The organism is Streptomyces sp. OR43 (assembly GCF_008042275.1).
Classification (GTDB): domain Bacteria; phylum Actinomycetota; class Actinomycetes; order Streptomycetales; family Streptomycetaceae; genus Streptomyces.
On sequence record NZ_RDBK01000043.1, the window covers coordinates 2,237,726 to 2,252,980 of the forward strand.

General features: G+C 71.4%; 14 protein-coding genes. 1 reads left to right on the forward strand and 13 read right to left on the reverse strand.

Going from position 1 to position 15,255, the window contains the following annotated elements:
• Window positions 1-20 precede the first annotated feature (20 nt).
• Together EAO72_RS28935 and EAO72_RS28940 are read right to left on the reverse strand one after the other, a co-directional pair.
• Window positions 21-1,235, reverse strand: coding sequence for an ATP-grasp domain-containing protein (locus tag EAO72_RS28935; RefSeq protein ID WP_148020098.1), 1,215 nt, complete (start codon window positions 1,233-1,235; stop codon window positions 21-23).
• Window positions 1,232-2,248 carry a Gfo/Idh/MocA family protein gene (locus EAO72_RS28940; protein WP_187285259.1) on the reverse strand — a complete coding sequence of 339 codons (1,017 nt, stop codon included), beginning with the start codon at window positions 2,246-2,248 and terminating at the stop codon, window positions 1,232-1,234. The genes EAO72_RS28935 and EAO72_RS28940 overlap by 4 nt, the downstream gene beginning before the upstream one ends.
• A gap of 264 nt (window positions 2,249-2,512) precedes the next feature.
• On the opposite strand from EAO72_RS28940, the gene EAO72_RS28945 reads away from it, so the two are divergent.
• Complete coding sequence (locus EAO72_RS28945) at window positions 2,513-3,283, forward strand: 3-oxoacyl-ACP reductase family protein (RefSeq protein WP_148020100.1); 771 nt, start codon at window positions 2,513-2,515, stop codon at window positions 3,281-3,283.
• A gap of 71 nt (window positions 3,284-3,354) precedes the next feature.
• Here EAO72_RS28945 and EAO72_RS28950 read toward each other — a convergent pair whose 3' ends face one another.
• From EAO72_RS28950 to EAO72_RS29000, 11 genes are all read right to left on the reverse strand, one after another.
• The gene (locus tag EAO72_RS28950; protein ID WP_148020101.1) at window positions 3,355-5,031 is read right to left on the reverse strand and encodes a phytoene desaturase family protein; all 1,677 of its coding nucleotides are present in this window, start codon (window positions 5,029-5,031) and stop codon (window positions 3,355-3,357) included.
• A gap of 50 nt (window positions 5,032-5,081) precedes the next feature.
• Complete coding sequence (locus EAO72_RS28955) at window positions 5,082-6,206, reverse strand: beta-ketoacyl synthase N-terminal-like domain-containing protein (protein WP_148020102.1); 1,125 nt, start codon at window positions 6,204-6,206, stop codon at window positions 5,082-5,084.
• Entirely contained in the window at window positions 6,203-7,426 is a 1,224-nt protein-coding gene (locus EAO72_RS28960) for a beta-ketoacyl-[acyl-carrier-protein] synthase family protein (protein ID WP_187285260.1), read from the reverse strand. The genes EAO72_RS28955 and EAO72_RS28960 overlap by 4 nt, the downstream gene beginning before the upstream one ends.
• Window positions 7,419-7,685: an acyl carrier protein gene (locus EAO72_RS28965; protein WP_148020103.1), complete on the reverse strand. Its 267-nt coding sequence runs from the start codon at window positions 7,683-7,685 to the stop codon at window positions 7,419-7,421. Before EAO72_RS28965 ends, EAO72_RS28960 begins: the two co-directional genes overlap by 8 nt.
• Window positions 7,686-7,766: 81 nt before the next feature.
• Window positions 7,767-8,201, reverse strand: a complete 435-nt coding sequence (locus EAO72_RS28970) for an ester cyclase (RefSeq protein WP_148020104.1) — start codon at window positions 8,199-8,201, stop codon at window positions 7,767-7,769.
• A gap of 81 nt (window positions 8,202-8,282) precedes the next feature.
• Window positions 8,283-8,987, reverse strand: a complete 705-nt coding sequence (gene fabG, locus EAO72_RS28975; RefSeq protein WP_148020105.1) for a 3-oxoacyl-ACP reductase FabG — start codon at window positions 8,985-8,987, stop codon at window positions 8,283-8,285.
• A 106-nt stretch (window positions 8,988-9,093) separates the two neighbouring features.
• Window positions 9,094-9,750, reverse strand: coding sequence for an HAD-IA family hydrolase (locus tag EAO72_RS28980; protein ID WP_148020106.1), 657 nt, complete (start codon window positions 9,748-9,750; stop codon window positions 9,094-9,096).
• The gene (locus EAO72_RS28985) at window positions 9,743-10,789 is read right to left on the reverse strand and encodes an AfsA-related hotdog domain-containing protein (protein WP_148020107.1); all 1,047 of its coding nucleotides are present in this window, start codon (window positions 10,787-10,789) and stop codon (window positions 9,743-9,745) included. The genes EAO72_RS28980 and EAO72_RS28985 overlap by 8 nt, the downstream gene beginning before the upstream one ends.
• 49 nt (window positions 10,790-10,838) lie before the next feature.
• Complete coding sequence (locus EAO72_RS28990; RefSeq protein WP_148020108.1) at window positions 10,839-12,275, reverse strand: MFS transporter; 1,437 nt, start codon at window positions 12,273-12,275, stop codon at window positions 10,839-10,841.
• A complete protein-coding gene (locus EAO72_RS28995; protein ID WP_261991661.1) occupies window positions 12,272-13,357 on the reverse strand; it encodes an SMP-30/gluconolactonase/LRE family protein in 1,086 nt (361 codons plus the stop codon). Before EAO72_RS28995 ends, EAO72_RS28990 begins: the two co-directional genes overlap by 4 nt.
• 385 nt (window positions 13,358-13,742) lie before the next feature.
• Window positions 13,743-15,179: a DUF2637 domain-containing protein gene (locus EAO72_RS29000; RefSeq protein WP_148020109.1), complete on the reverse strand. Its 1,437-nt coding sequence runs from the start codon at window positions 15,177-15,179 to the stop codon at window positions 13,743-13,745.
• Window positions 15,180-15,255: the final 76 nt, after the last annotated feature.

The following is a 15,255-nucleotide window of genomic DNA, read 5'->3' on the forward strand; positions in this document are numbered from 1 at the left end:
TGGACGGTCCTGCGGAGGGATCAGCTGAAGGTCACGGCACGTTCGGCGCGCCGCAGCACCCTCGCCGTCTCCCGGTACGAGGCGCCCGCGGCGAGCACGTAGCCGAGCCGGCCGGCCGAGCTGCCGGGATCCGGCAGGGCGCTGCCCGGCGGCAGGAGGACGCCTATCTCCCGCACCCGCGGATCGGACTCGATCACCGGGTCGACGCGGAACTCGCGGTAGGTGTCGAGGCCGGGCCGCAGGAAGTAGCGGATGCCGGCCCGGGTGCCGGTTCGGGACACGGCCGGTTCGGGGTTGGGCAGGCCCAGGTAGCAGCGCAGCATGATCTCGTACAGATCGTGGCCGCAGGCCAGGCGCAGCAGGTCGGGGATGCGGTCGCCGGGCAGCCGGGCCGCGACCTCCATCAGCAGCGGGCCGCGCGCGGACATCCGCAGCTCGGCGTGGAAGGGCCCGATGCCCAGCGCGACGGCGTCCAGGACGCGGGCGATGTACGTCCTGATCTCCCGGGCCGCCGACGTCTTCAGCTGGGCGGGCACGATGTGCCCGACCTCGACGAAGTGCGGTTCGGCCCCGAGGATCTTCTCGGTGATGCCGAGGATGTGCACCTGGCCGTCCTCGACGTATCCCTCGACGCTGTACTCGGGCCCCTCGACGTACTCCTCGACCAGCACCAGTCCGAGCCCGCCGCGCGAGCCGTCGGCCCGGCCGGAGCGCAGCGCCCGGCGGAACGCCGCCACGGCCTCCGCCTCGCTGCCGGCCCTGCGGACGTCGAGGCTTCCCGACTGGTCGACCGGCTTGACCACGCACACCGGCCCGAGTTCCGCGTAGGCGGCGGCGGCCGACCGGGCGCCGGAGACGATCCGGTACCGGGGCTGGTCGAGCCCCGCCGCGTCAACGGCCCGGCGCATCCGGTGCTTGTGGCGCAGGAACTCCACTCCCGCCGGATCGATGCCGGGCAGGCCGAGCGCGGCGGCGGCGTGGGCGGCGAGCGAGACGAAGTGCTCGAAGCCGGGCAGGACCGCGTCCAGCGGTGTTTCGGCGTGCAGGGCGCGGATGAGGCCGAGTACGGCGGCCTGGTCGGAGGTGTCCGCGGTGATCACCCGGTCGGCCTTGGCCGGGGCGGTGCCGGGTCCGAGGCCGGCGGTCAGTACCAGGGCGGTGTGCCCGAGTTCATGGGCGCGGGTGACCAGTTCCAGTCCGGAGGAGCGGGGCTCGATGATCAGAACGGTGCTCATGCTGCTTCCTGCGGGGCCGGGGTGGAGGAGTCCGCGAAGGCGGCGGCGCGGGCGGTGTCGAGGAGTTCCATGGACTCCAGGTGCAGGGCGAGGTCGCTGCGCGGCGCCGGGGCCTCACCGCGGAAGTGGGCGTACGCCTGCTCGATGAACCGGGTCAGCGGGGCGTCCTGGACGACCTTGCGGACCGGCCGGCCGGCGATGCGGACCTGGCCGAAGTCGTCGTCGCCGGAGACGGGGTAGTCCGCCACGAGCGTGCCCTCGGTGCCGTGGATGTGCAGCCGCCGCCGGCGTACCGGCGAGGCCAGATCGGTGTACAGCGTGGTCCGTACGCCGGAGGTGTGCCGCAGCGTGACCTCGGCACCGCCGAGGCGGGCCAGCCGGCCGGCGGGCAGCGGCAGGTCCCAGCCGCGCGAGCCGGTGACCTCCGCGACGGGCCCGGCGAGATGCAGGGCGAGCAGCAACTGGTGCGGCAGCTCGACCTCGAAGGCACTGCCGTGCCCCTGGGTCTGCAGCGAACGGCGGAAGCGGGGCTTGCTCTGCTCCATGTGGTACGAGACCGGCTCACCGATCGTCCCCGAGGCGACGAGCTCCTCGGCGGCCTCGGTGACCCTGCTGGCCGGCCAGACGCTCATCGGCAGGACCACGGCCCCGGTGGCCTCCGCCAGGTCCACCAGATGGGCGGCCTCCTGCACGGTGTGCGCGATGGGCTTCTCCAGGATGAAGTGCTGTGCCCCGACGTGCAGGAGCTGCTCCAGGCAGTCCCGGTGGGCGTCGGGCGGCACCGCCACGTGGAAGACGGCGTCGGCCACCCGGTGGCCGGCCGCCCACAGCGCCGTCACGGCGCCGCGGATGTCCGGCACCCATTCCCCTCCCGCCACCTCGGCGGGGCGGGGATCGACGGCGATCACCGTCGACCGGCCGCCCGTGATGTCCCGCAGCGCGCGATGGTGCAGATCGCGGCCCGCGTGTCCGTATCCGACGATGACGGAAGGTGAATTGCCTTTCTTCCTCATCTGTTTACCGCCCTTCGCTGTCGTAGTGAAAGGAGCTTCGCAGCGGGCCGGGAGAGACTTCCAGGCCAATTCTCCGGACCCTTGGCGGACCACTTGCGGGGATTTCCCGCGCCTGGTCGTGCCTGGTCGTGCCTCGAAAGGAACAGAAGGGGTGCCGAGGTGGTATCGGTCGGGCCGCATTGTCAACGGGGGTGCTGGATAGGCTTGTTCGACGTATTCGAAATTGCGCCATCCAGTCAATTCGGCAGGAGAAGGAGTCAAGTGATGAGCCTTGAAGGCCGGGTCGCCCTGGTCACCGGTGGTTCCCGTGGCATCGGACGGGCCATCGCGCTCCGTCTCGCGGCCGACGGTGCCGCGGTCGCCGTGAACTACCGCTCCCGCAAGGACGAGGCCGAGCGCACGGTCGAGGAGATCGCCGCCCTGGGAGGACGGGCGATCGCCCTTCAGGCCGACGTGTCGGACCCGGACGCCGCCCAGCGGCTGGTGGACGAGACCATCGCCGGGCTCGGCGGGCTGCACATCCTGGTGAACAACGCCGGAGTGGCGCAGGACGGGCTCATATTCGACCAGGCGCCCGAGGACTGGTGGGAGGTGCTCAAGGTCAACGTCGGCGGCGTCTACCACTGCACCCGGGCCGTCGCCGGTCACTTCATGTCCCAGCGCGACGGCAACGTCATCAACATCTCCTCGGTCATGGGCGAGGGCGGCTGGGTCGGGCAGTCCAACTACTCCGCCTCCAAAGGCGCCGTCAACGCCTTCACCCGGGCCGCCGCCGTCGAACTGGCCCGCTTCGAGGTCCGGGTCAACGCGGTCCTCGCCGGCTTCACCACCACTGACCTGATCGGCGGACTGCTGGAGAAGGACGGTGGCAAGGCCATCAAACGGCAGCTGCCGCTGCGCGAGTTCGCGACTCCGGAGCAGGTGGCCGGCGCGGTGTCCTTCCTGGCCGGCGAGGACTCCACGTACATCACCGGTGAACTGCTGCGGGTGGACGGCGGCTGGGCCGGCCAGCTCGGCCTCGGCCGGGCGAAGTAGTCCGCCGGCACCGCGCGGGAACGCGGGAGGCCCCGGGGAGGATCTCCCCGGGGCCTCCCGCGCTTCTTCCATCAGCCGATCCGGGCCAGACCGCGGGCGCCCTGCCGGGCGGAGCCGCGGGAGACGGCCAGCGGGTCCCAGCCCTCCGCACGTTCCGGCAGGAGGTCCGGGTCGCCCAGGAGCGCGCCCCGGTGGACCTCGGCCATCAGGCCGCGCCCCAGGAGCTGGCCGGCCAGCGCCATACCGCCGGCCGCGGAGCCCGTGATGCCGGTGCCGTGCCGGGTGTTGGTCCCCACCATGTGGAGGCCCTCGATGCTGGTGCGGGTGTCGGGGCGGCTGCCCGTGCCACCCCACTCGGCCAGCCCGTACGGGGTCCCGCCGGTGGCCAGCGTGTAGCGCTCGTGGGTGATGGGGGTCGCCGTCTCCAGGTGCACGATGTGCTCGCGGAACGGGCCGAGTGCCTCCTCCGCCGTGCTCAGCATCGCCTCGGTCAGCTCGGCCTTGCGCCGCTGGTAGCCCTCGTTGCGCCGGTAGCGCTCACCGGCCGCCGGACCCCTGTCCACCCCCCAGTACTCGTACCCGGGCGGACACAGCGTCATCACCTGGAAGTTGCTGTGCCCCGGCGGGCAGACGGCCGCCGTACCCGGGTCCTTCAGCGAGGCGAACGACGCGAAGAGGAAGGGCACCGGACTGATGGTCTCCTGCGCCACCTGCTCGTAGTAGGCCTCGATGTCGTCGTCCCGGTACCACCACAGATTGGCGTTCGGACGGGCCGGCAGCTCCCGGTCCGTGGCGATGTAGAGCGTGGCCAGCGGCAGCGCCATCTTCGCCTGCCGGGTCCTCGACACCACCCGGCGGCCGAAGTGCTCCTCTCCCACCAGGTCGAACACGGTCCGCGCATAGTCCGCGTTCGACACCACCAGAGGAGCGCGGTGGACGGCGCCGCCCGTCATCCCCACCCCGGTGACCTTGCCGTCCTCGACGAGGATGCGCTCCACCCGGCTCTTCGTCCGCAGCTCCCCGCCGTGCGCCTCCAGCGCCTCGACGAGCGCCGCGGCGAGCACCTGGCCGCCGCCCTCGGGGTAGTACGCGCCCCGCAGATAGTGGTCGGTGACGGCGGCGTGGGTGGAGACGGTGGCCTGGCGCGGGCCCATCCCGTAGTTGGGTGACTGCGCGGCGAGCACGGTACGCGCCCGTGGACCCAGCCCGCAGTGGTCGAACAGCTCGGCGAGCGTACGGCGGCCCCACTCGGCGGTGACCGGGGTACGCGCCAGCAGGTCGGCCAGCGACGGCTCACCGTCCGACAGCATCATCGAACGGGTTTCCGCGCCGACGGCCGCGCAGATCCGGGTGAACCGCTCGATGCCCTCCCGCTGTGCCGGCAGCGCCTGCGTCAGCCGCTTCGTGTACGCCTCCCAGCCCACCGGCACGTCGACCGTGAGACCGGGCAGCACGATCCGGTCGAAGCCGCCCCGGTCCATCTCCCGGTACGTCACCCGGCCTTCGAGCCCCAGCCCGGAGAAGATCGCCGGCAGCAGCCCGCCCGGACCGCAGTCACCCAGGTAGTGGACGCCCACGTCGAACTCGTAGGCCCGGCGGCGGCGGAACACATGACTGTTCCCGCCGGCCACGTCGTGCTGCTCCAGTACGAGGACGCGGCGGCCGCTGACGGCCAGGTACGCCGCACACACCAGGCCGCCCATGCCGCTTCCGACGACGATGGCGTCCCACTCATCCCGCTTCACCATGCGGCTCAACCGTCCTGTTCCTGTAGGCGGGGCTCACGTTCCTGTGCGGGTCAGACCCGCTCGCGTACGACCAGCGCACCGGCGTTGCCGTCGTGGCCGACCGAGGTGATCAGACCGATACGGGGCTTCCCGCTGCCCGGGGAGTCCTGCCAGCGGGCGAGGAGTGCCGCGAGCTGCATGGCCCCGCCGGCGCTGTACGTCTCGCCCAGCACCTCGGTGATCCGCACCGGGTCCGGCAGCCGGCCGAGGGCGAGCCGCACGGCACGCTCCTCCACCCGGTCGAGCCCGATGTGGTCACCGGCGCCCAGCGACACGTCGGCCACGTCCCCGGCCGTCACCGCGCTGCGCTCCAGGGCCCGGCTGATCGCGGTGACCAGGCCGTTCGTCAGACCGCGGCCGAGCCCGGTCCGCCGGTTGACCCCGGTCCAGCCGAAGAAGCCGACCTCGCAGGCCAGCAGCTCCGCGAGGACCGGTTCGCCGGCGGACTCCTCGGCCCTGACGACGAAGACGGCGCTGCCCTCGCCGACCGGAGCGGCCTCCCGCAGCGTTCCCGCGTGGTGCCAGGCCCAGGCCGTCGGGGCGCTGAGCTCCTCGGCGCCGCCGACGAGCAGTTCCCCGGCACGCCCCGCCGCCATGGCGAGCCTCGCGTGCCGGAAGGCGTAGAGGCTGGCGCTGCGGCCGCCGGCCACCGTGGCGTTCAGGCCCTTGAGCCCGTGCCGGATGGCCATCTGGCCGGCGCTGCAGTTCATGACGCTGCCCGCGAACTTGCCCGGGTTGATGAGATAGGGCTTGTCGAGGGTGAGGGTGTCGTACAGCAGGTCGGAGTAGCCGGCGATGGAGCCGGTGTTGGTGGCCAGCACCACGCCGGTCCTGGCCGGGTCCGTACCGGCCGCGGCCGGTCCCGCCGCTTCCAGGGCCTGCTTGCAGGCGACCAGGCTCAGCTGCGCCAGCCGGTCCAGGTTCTTGATTCCCTTGCGGCCCAGGTGGTCGGCGGCGCTGAAGCCGGGGACCGGCCGCAGCGGACGCGGCGGGTAGGCCGCGTCCGCCTCGGCGGTGGACTCCGGCGCCGCGCTCCGGGCCGTCGCTCCGGCCAGGGGCGCCAGCCCGTAGCCCGCGCTGGAGACCACTCCGGCGCCGACGACCGGCAGGGGCTGCACGGGCGCGGCCGTGGTCACAGGTACCTCCCGAGGATGGTGATGACGTTGTTGCCGCCGAAAGCGAAGCCGTGGTTCTGGACGATCTCCACCCGGGCGTCCCTGCCCCGGCCCGGGACGCAGTCCACGCCGGGGCCGAGCTCCGGGTCCGTCTCGACCAGGTTCGCGGTCGGCGGCAGGAAGCCCTGCTCCAGAGCCGTGCAGCAGGCGATGGCGCCGAAGCCGCTGGCCGCGCCCATGGTGTGGCCGAGCATCGACTTGATGGAGCTGATCGGGGGCAGCCGGTCACCGAAGACCTGGCGGACCGCCCGGACCTCGGTCGCGTCGTTCGTCGGCGTGCCGGTGCCGTGGGCGCAGATGTAGTCGATCTGGTCGGGGACGACGCCCGCGTTGCGGTGCGCCGCCCGGATGCAGTCCGCGATGCTCGTGGCGTCCGGGTGCACCATGTGGGAGGCGTCGCAGTTCGCCGCGTAGCCGAGCACCTCGGCGTAGATCCGGGCGCCGCGGGCGAGCGCGTGGTCGAGGGGTTCGAGCAGCAGCGCGGCCCCGCCCTCGCCGGTGATGATGCCCGAACGGTTCGCGTCGAACGGCTGCGGCAGGTCCTGGGCCATGGCGCCCAGGGCGTAGAACCCGGCATGGGTCAGCCGGTTCACGGAGTCGGCGCCGCCGGCCAGCATGAAGTCGGCCTCGCCCAGGCGCACCATGTCGAAGGCGTACCCCAGCGCGTAGTTGCTGGCCGAGCAGGCCGTCGGGATGGTCTGCGCGTCACCGCTCAGGCCGAGTTCGGCGTTGACGGCGCCCGCGATCTGGCCGGCGGGCAACTGCCCGACGAGGCGGGGCTCCAGGCCCTTCAGGCCCTGGGTGACCCACTGGCCGCCCAGGCTCTGGGCCACCGCGGACTCGCCGCTGGTGGTGCCCATGATGGAGCCGGACCGGCCGGCGGAGAGCAGCTGGGGGTCGATGCCGGAGTCCTCGACCGCGAGCCGGGAGGCGGCGGCGGCCAGGAGCGCGCTGCGGCCCCAGCGGTCCGGGTCGAGGTGGTGCAGGAGGGCGGCCGGGTCGAAGTCGTCGACCTCGGCGGCCTTGCGGCTGGGGAACGGTGTGGCGTCGAAGCTGCGGGCCGGCCCGATGCCGACCCGGCCCGCCCGGAGGGAATCGGCGAAGTCCCGCACGCCGATTCCGACCGGGCTGACCGCTCCGAGCCCCGTGATGACGACTCGGCGCAAGGTCGGCTCAGGCATTCCGCGCGCATCCCTCGACGGCGAGGAGCAGCGTGCGGAGCGTGGTCAGGGACTCCAGCTCCTCCTTGGGAAGGACGAAACCGAGTTCCTTCTCTATTCGGGAGACGACGGTGATCAGCGTGAGCGAGTCGCTGTCGTAGTCCTCGATGAACAGACCGTCCTCGGTCAGCTCACCGTCTTCCAGTTCCAGTTCCTCGTTGACGATGTCGATGACGCGGGTCCGCAGCTCGGCATCCAGTTCCACGGTCTGCACGGTCATGGTGGTGGGTCCTTTCGAAAGGAGCGAACGTGAAGGGGTGGCGCGACAGGTCTCAGGAAACGGGCCGGAAAGGCCGGGTGATCAGACGGCGGCCGGGGTCGGCGGCACGAGGGTGATGGCGCCGATCTGCGTCAGCAGCAGCAGGTCCTGGCGGAAGCCCCAGTGCTCGACGACCTTGCCGTTCTCGATCCGGTAGATGTGGGTCTGCTCGACGTCCACGTCGCGCCCGGTCGGCGCGATGCCGAGGAAGTCGCCGGTGTGCTTGCCGGTGAAGCGCAGCCGCAGGACGGCGCGGTCACCCTCGGAGAAGCTGTCCAGGTGCTCCCACTTGGCGCCCTCGAACGCGCTGTGCACCCAGCGTGCGGTGCCCAGGTAGCCGTAGGGGCCGTTCGGGACGCCGGCCTGCGCCTCGTAGTCGACGAAGTCGTCGGCGACGTACTTGAGTGCAGCCTCTTCGCTCAGGTCGTTGAAGATCTGGCCCATGTTGATGGAGAGGTCGAGTGCTTCGGTGCTCATCTGATGACTCCTCGAACGGTGGGGAGGGAACCCGGGGAGATACCCCGGAAATCTGTCGTTCGCCGGCCCGGACGGGGTGGCTCAGTGCCCGGCGCCCAGGCCGCCGGTGACCGGGATGACCCCGGCGGTCACGTACGAGGCTTCCTCGCCGGCGAGGAAGCGCACGGCCGCGGCCACCTCCTCGGGGGTGCCGGTGCGGGCCAGCGCGGTCCTGGCCAGGGCGGCCTCGCGGCGCGCGTCGGTGACGTGCTCGACCATGTCGGTCTCGATCATTCCGGGGGCCACCACGTTCACGGTGACGTTGCGCCGGCCGAGCTCGATGGCCAGGGAGCGGGCGAACCCGATCAACGCGGCTTTTGCGGAGGCGTAGTTGGTCTGCCCCGGCGCGCCGGACATGCTGTTGATGGACGACATGTAGATCAGCCGGCCCCAGCGGGCCTTGATCATCGCCGGGACGACCTCGCGGGTGACGCTGACCGCGGCCTGGAAGTTGGTCTCCATCACGGCCCGGAAGTCGTCCTCCGGCATGCCGATCAGCAACTGGTCCCGCGTGATACCCGCGTTGGAGACCAGGACCTCCACGGCACCCTGCTGGATGGACACCTCCTCGACGGCGGCCTTCACCTGCGCCGGGTCGGTCACATCGCACCGTACGGCGAAGAAGCCGGGCGGCGGCGGCGTGCTGTGGTAGGTGACGGCGACCTTGTGGCCCTCGGCCGCCAGAGCCCGCGCGGTGGCGAGCCCGATGCCCCGGTTTCCGCCGGTGACGAGTACGGAGCGGCTCATATGCACTTCCTCCTGGTGAGGTGCCGCGGGCCGGCCGGACGAGGCCGGAGCACGGTCGGGGTCGGAGTCGGGGGCGGAGACGGGGAAGGGGACGGCGGACGGTGCGTCACGCGAAGTCCTCCCACAGGGAGGCGAGCCGGTCACCGGCGCTCTCGGCATCGGTGAACAGCACCGACTGCCAGCCGGCCGCCTCGGCACCCGCGCAGTTCTGCGCGAGATCGTCCACCAGCACACAGCGCTCCGCGGCCACACCGGCCCGCCGCGCCGCCAGTTCGAACATGCCGGGCGACGGCTTGCGGTGGCCCACCTCGAACGACAGGATCACGTCGTCCCAGAGCCCGTCCGGCTCGATCATGCGCCGCCAGTACGGGTCCCAGGCGGGCACCATGTTGGACAGCATCCCGACGAACGCCCCGCGCTCCCGCGCCTTGCGCAGCTGCGCCAGCCAGTCGTGGTTGGTCTCCCGGCCGTCGAACCAGGCGTCCGCCATCGTGGTGAGGCGGAGCGTGACGCCGTGCTCGGCCTCCAGCACATCGCCGATCTCCTGGAGCCACGCCTCCTCGGTCACCACCGGGGTGTCGATCGGCTCCATGATGTCGCAGGTGCCGTAACGGGCCGTGACCGTGGCCAGGGCGCGGCCGAGGACCTCCTGGTCGAGGCCCATCGACGCGCAGAACGTCTTCATCGTGTGGGCGAGCGGAGGCGTCAGAACCCCGCCGAAGTCCGACCAGACGGCCAGCCGCGGTGCTGAGGTGTCAGACATGCCGGCTCCCGGAGACGTGGTCGACGTACGAGACATCGGCCACGGCGACGGTCAACTCCGCGATCTCCTGCGCGTCCTGGTGGAATCGGACCCGTATCGCGTGCTGCCCGGCGCCCGCGGGAGCCGGGGTCGCGGTCGCCGTCAGAGGGATGTCCAGCTCCGCGAATCGCTCGAACCCGCCCTCGTAACCGATCGCGCACAGCGAGCCCGAGCCGGACGCGGCGGCCCGGCCGGTCCCGGCGGACGCCGCCGTCAGCAGCGCCAGCTGGCGGGCCGCCTCCACCAGCGTCATGGCCGGCAGATGGTCGTAGACGTGGTCGAACAGCGCCGGGTTGTCGAAGCGCGGTACGACCCGGGCCGTCACGGAACCCGCGGTGAACTCCGGCTCCGTGAGCACGACGTTCAACGGGTTGTCACGGCCCACCAGCTCCGGCGCCACCCGCCCGACGTCACCCGGCGCCTCGGTGAAGTCCGAGCTCAGCGGCGCGGGCGTGCCGCGCTGCGCGTGGCGCAGGATCTCGTTCTCGTCCCCCTTGAGGAAGAGCACGTCCATGGAGTGATCGGCGACATGCACGTCACCCATGAAGATCCGCTGCTCCAGCCGGCCCTTGCGGTAACGCCCGCTGTGCCGGGCGGTCTTGCCGAAGAAGTCCGTGTCGACCCTCGGCGGCCCCGGCTCGCCGCCGATCCGCAGCGCGTGCAGGTTCCGCAGGGAGAACTGGAAGGCGTGCACGATGGCCATCGTTCCCGCCGGAACACCGGCGTTGGTGTGGGAACCGGCGATCGCCGACTGCCGGCCCGCCTCCAGCAGCAGCAGGGAGTCGTGCAGTTTCGGCCGCTGCCGGTGGTCGCTGTAGTAGAGGTGGGTGAGCGGCAGGTGGATACCCGCGGTCACCGCCATCGGCCGCAGACTCCTGACGTCCGTGACGAAGACCTCGGAGATGGCGGAACGGTGGGCGAGCGAGCGCTCGATCGTGCGGCCGTACTCGATGGCCGGAGCCACGGACGTCGTGGCGTCTTCCAGCACCTGGGTGGTCATCGGTTCCTCCGAACCAGTTCTCGGGGTGGTCTGCCGGGACTCGGACCGGTCAGCCGACCGGGACCGACACCGCGCTGTCCTCGGCCGCCTCGTCGCCGGCACGCTCCGCGCTCCGCCGGATGAACATGCCGCTCACCGCGCCGATCATCACGACGGCCACACCGATCCACAGAGCGGCCTCCAGCCCGTCGGTGAACGCCGCGGCCGGATCGCCCGAGGTGTTGTCGGCGAACTGCCGGCTGAACACGGTGGTCAGCGCCGCCACACCCAGCGCGCCGCCGAACTCACGGCTGGTGTTGTTGGCACCGGACGCCTTGTTCTGCTCGTTCTCCGGCACCGCCGAGATCACCGTGGCGGGGTTGCCCGCGAAGACCAGGCCCATACCGATACCGGCCAGCGCCAGCGCCGGCACCATCGCGCCGTACCCGACGTCCGGCGTCACGACCAGGGCGATCCAGCCCAGGCCGACCCCCTGAAGGGCGCAGCCCGCCGCCTGGAGCACACCGCCGCCGATCCGGTCCACGAACTGGCTGGCGACCGGCACCACGAACATCGGCGCCAGCGTCCACGGGATGGTGCGCAGACCCGCCTCGAACGGGGAGTAACCCATGGGGCCCTGAAGGAACTGCGTGAGGAAGAAGATCGACCCGAAGACACCGAAGTACATCGTGATCGACACCACGTTGCTCAGCACGAACGCCGGCGCGCGGTACATGTGCGCCGGGATGAGCGGGAACCTGCTGTTGCGCTCCGACACGATGAACCCCACCGCCAGAATCACCGTGAGGGACAGCCCGGTCAGCGTGGTGGCGTGCGTCCAGCCGTGGTCGGCCGCCGACACGATGCCCCAGACCGCCGACACGACCGAAGCGGTCACCAGCACCATGCTCGGGACGTTCAGGCTCCGTTCCTTGCCGCGGCTCTCGCTGACCGCCCACAGGGCGAGCGGCAGAGCGATCACACCGACCGGCACGTTGATCCAGAAGATCCAGCTCCACTCGATCTTCTCGGTCACCAGACCGCCCGCGAGCGGACCCGCCGCGATACCGAGTCCGTTGACACCGCCCCACACACCGACGGCCAGGTTCCGCTGCGCCCGCGACACCGCGCCGACCGCCAGCGTGAGCGAGACCGGGAGAATGGCCGCCGCGCCCGCACCCTGGAAGACCCGGGCGATCACGAGCGTCACGACCGAACCGGCCATCGCACACGCCACGGAGGACAGGGTGAACAGGGCGATGCCGCTCAGGAACACCCGCCGGCGCCCGAACCGGTCACCCAGCGCCGCACCCGCCAGCAGCAGACCGGCGAAGGCCAGCACATAGCCGTTCATCACCCACTGCAGCTCCGACTGCTTCACGTCGAAGTCCTGGCTGATCTCCGCCAGCGCGTTGGTGACGACGAGATTGTCCAGCGAGACCATGAACATGGGCAGAGAGGTGGCGACCAACGCCCAGAGAACGCCTCGGCTCTTGGTTGTCGTCATCGGATGATCCCCTTGCTGCTCGTGGAGTTGCTGGTCGTGGAGTGCCCGTGCCGCACCGGGCCCGAGCAGGGAAGGCGACGCAGGACGATCCGGTCCGAGGTCTCCCCGACCAGCACCGTCCCCACCTCACCGCTGAGCACGTAGTCGCCGTACGGCGTCACCGCCACGGTCGTCGGGCCGCCGACCGGCCACGGGTCCACCCGCGAGCGGACCGAGGCACTGCGCCAGCCGTCGCGCGAACCCACGACCTTGACGGCGTCCACGCCACCCGGCGCGCCGACGGCGGCACCGATGGAGTTGGTGACGACGACCAGGGAGCCGTCGGGACGCAGCCCGAGCCCGTCCGTGCCCACCAGCGGCTCGCCGAGGTCCACCTCGGCCACCTTGCGGCCCGCCGGGGCGTCGGGACGGATCCTGAACATCCGGCCGTCGTCGTAGCGCACGGCCAGCAGATAGCCGTCCGGGTGCCACACGATGCCGTTCAGACCGACGATCTGCGCGGCGAAGCGGGGATCGCTCACCACCGGGGTGACACGCCCGGCGAGGTCGATCCGCTGAAGGGTCTGCGACACGGAGTCCGTGACGTAGATGTTGCCCTGCGGATCGAAGGTCAGGTCGTTGGCGAACGTCCGGGGGAGCCCCTGGGCGACGTCGATACGACGCTGCAGCTTGCCGGTGTCCAGGGCGAACACCGCCACACCCGAGGTGGGCGGCTGATCCCCGACCTCCAGGCGCTGACGGATCCAGAAGTCGCTGTACGCGACGAGGATGCGGTTGCGCGCGGTGTCCACCCGGACTCCGAGCGTGGACACCATGCCGATGCTCGGCGCGAGCTCCTCGACGGTGCCGTCCAGCCGGATCACCGAGAGGGTGCCCTTCAGGGCGGAGCCGACCAGGAAGGCGCGGCGTGTGGGGTCCCAGGCGACACCCTCCGGGTAGACGTCGGCCGCCCGGGTGTCGATCACGTCCGGACCGGTGTGTCGGCCGGCGGCCGAGGCCGCCGGGGCGGGCGAATTCGCCAGGGCGGGGGCCGGGAGGGCAATCGGCGCGATCGCCGTGAGAACGGCCGCGGAGGCGAGCACGGCTCTTAGCGGAAGGGCGCGGGACACGGTGTTCCTCTCATGGTGGGCCGGCCGGGTCCGGACTCCGTGAAGTGAGGGAATACGGGTGCACGGAGCATGCGAATTCCGGCGGCGCGACGGACAACGTGAAATCAGCTGATTTCCGTGACGCGTGAATCGCCGGGGCGCTTCCACTGCGGCACACCATCGAATCTAGGTCGGCCGCCGCGCGATATGTAGAGGACCTAGGACGTACCGGGAATACCTCTTTCGAGACATTCCCCGGCCACGGATATCCGCGCGGACCTGCGCAAACGCGCACGGCTGAGGGCCGCCACCCCGGTGATGCGGGTGACGGCCCTCAGCCGTTGTTCTTTTCGCCTGCCGTCGTCGCTCTATGTCCCGATCACGCGATGTGGTCGGCCTCGAGTTCGGCGTGGTAACGGTTCTTGAAGCCCTGGATCAACTGGCGGAGCAGAGCCGCACTGCGCGGGTGCCGCACGTTGTGCCCGTCCGACAGATGTATGTCGAGGACCTCGATACTGGGGTACGTGCTGTGCTGCGTCACGAACGCGGCGAAGACCTCGTACGCGATCTCGCTGAACTCCGCGTCCTCCTGCGCCCACTCCTCGGCCCACTCGTCAGCGGCCTCGACGACGGCCTTCGGCTGCTGCTCCTGCACCGGGAACCGCTCCTGCACGGGCCCCTGCTCCTGCACGGGCCCCTGTTCCTGTCCCTGCTCCGGAGCCTCTTCGGCCTCCGGTGCCATCGGCATCTGCTCCGTACGCTGCCCGGGCACCGCGCCGATCGTGCCGACGTTGCCCAGCGGCCGCGTGCGGCCCCCCGGACCCGACGGGATCATCACCGGGGTGGGCTCCAGGCCCTCGACGTACATCGGGTTGTACGAGCCCTCGTACGCCGCGTCCGGCACCTGCGCCGCGAACCACGGGCTGTCATGCGTGCCGGGCCCTTCCGCGAACTGCTGCTCCTCGGCCCACTCACCGGGAACCGTCTTGGCGTACTGCTCCTGCTGAACCGGCTGCTGCTGCGGGTTCTGCGGGTTCTGCCGGGGGTCGTACGCGAGCTCCGGCTGCGGGGCCGCCTCCACGACGGATGCGGGGGCCTGGGCCCTCGCTGGATCGGGGGCCGGGGGCAGCAGGGCCGGTTCGATGCCGGCCGCGGCGAGTCCGGCGGGGCCCGTCTCGGCGAGCGGGACGCCGTACTTGGCGAGGCGGAGCGGCATCAGCGACTCGACGGGTGCCTTGCGGCGCCAGCTGCGGCCGAAGCGGGCCTGGAGGCGGGCCTGGTAGATCAGCCGGTCCTGTTCGAGCTTGATGACCTGCTCGTACGACCGCAGTTCCCACAGCTTCATCCGCCGCCACAGCCGGAACGTGGGCACGGGGGAGAGCAGCCAGCGGGTGAGGCGGACGCCCTCCATGTGCTTGTCGGCGGTGATGTCGGCGATCCGGCCCACGGCGTGGCGGGCGGCCTCGACGGAGACGACGAACAGCACCGGGATCACGGCGTGCATGCCGGTGCCCAGCGGGTCGGGCCAGGCGGCGGCGCCGTTGAACGCGATCGTCGCCGCGGTCAGCAGCCACGCGGTCTGGCGCAGCAGCGGGAACGGGATGCGGAGCCAGGTCAGCAGCAGGTCCAGCGCGAGCAGGACGCAGATGCCGGCGTCGATGCCGATCGGGAAGACGACCGAGAAACCGCCGAAGCCCTTCTGCTCGGCGAGCTCGCGCACGGCCGCGTAGGAACCCGCGAAACCGATCGCCGCGATGAGTACCGCACCGGCGACCACGAGCCCGACGAGTATCCGGTGAGTGCGTGTCAGCTGCATCGCGGCCACCCGCGACCCCTCCCCAATTCTTTGTCCCCGACGTCCGTTCCAGCGGGACGACTTCGAGATCCGGCGG

Bases quoted from the DNA above. Each gene is read 5' to 3' on its own strand.
- EAO72_RS28935 (WP_148020098.1), bottom strand. From the start codon at position 1,235: ATGAGCACCGTTCTGATCATCGAGCCCCGCTCCTCCGGACTGGAACTG.
- EAO72_RS28940 (WP_187285259.1), bottom strand. From the start codon at position 2,248: ATGAGGAAGAAAGGCAATTCACCTTCCGTCATCGTCGGATACGGACAC.
- EAO72_RS28945 (WP_148020100.1), top strand. From the start codon at position 2,513: ATGAGCCTTGAAGGCCGGGTCGCCCTGGTCACCGGTGGTTCCCGTGGC.
- EAO72_RS28950 (WP_148020101.1), bottom strand. From the start codon at position 5,031: ATGGTGAAGCGGGATGAGTGGGACGCCATCGTCGTCGGAAGCGGCATG.
- EAO72_RS28960 (WP_187285260.1), bottom strand. From the start codon at position 7,426: ATGCCTGAGCCGACCTTGCGCCGAGTCGTCATCACGGGGCTCGGAGCG.
- EAO72_RS28965 (WP_148020103.1), bottom strand. From the start codon at position 7,685: ATGACCGTGCAGACCGTGGAACTGGATGCCGAGCTGCGGACCCGCGTC.
- EAO72_RS28970 (WP_148020104.1), bottom strand. From the start codon at position 8,201: ATGAGCACCGAAGCACTCGACCTCTCCATCAACATGGGCCAGATCTTC.
- fabG (WP_148020105.1), bottom strand. From the start codon at position 8,987: ATGAGCCGCTCCGTACTCGTCACCGGCGGAAACCGGGGCATCGGGCTC.
- EAO72_RS28980 (WP_148020106.1), bottom strand. From the start codon at position 9,750: ATGTCTGACACCTCAGCACCGCGGCTGGCCGTCTGGTCGGACTTCGGC.
- EAO72_RS28985 (WP_148020107.1), bottom strand. From the start codon at position 10,789: ATGACCACCCAGGTGCTGGAAGACGCCACGACGTCCGTGGCTCCGGCC.
- EAO72_RS28990 (WP_148020108.1), bottom strand. From the start codon at position 12,275: ATGACGACAACCAAGAGCCGAGGCGTTCTCTGGGCGTTGGTCGCCACC.
- EAO72_RS29000 (WP_148020109.1), bottom strand. From the start codon at position 15,179: ATGCAGCTGACACGCACTCACCGGATACTCGTCGGGCTCGTGGTCGCC.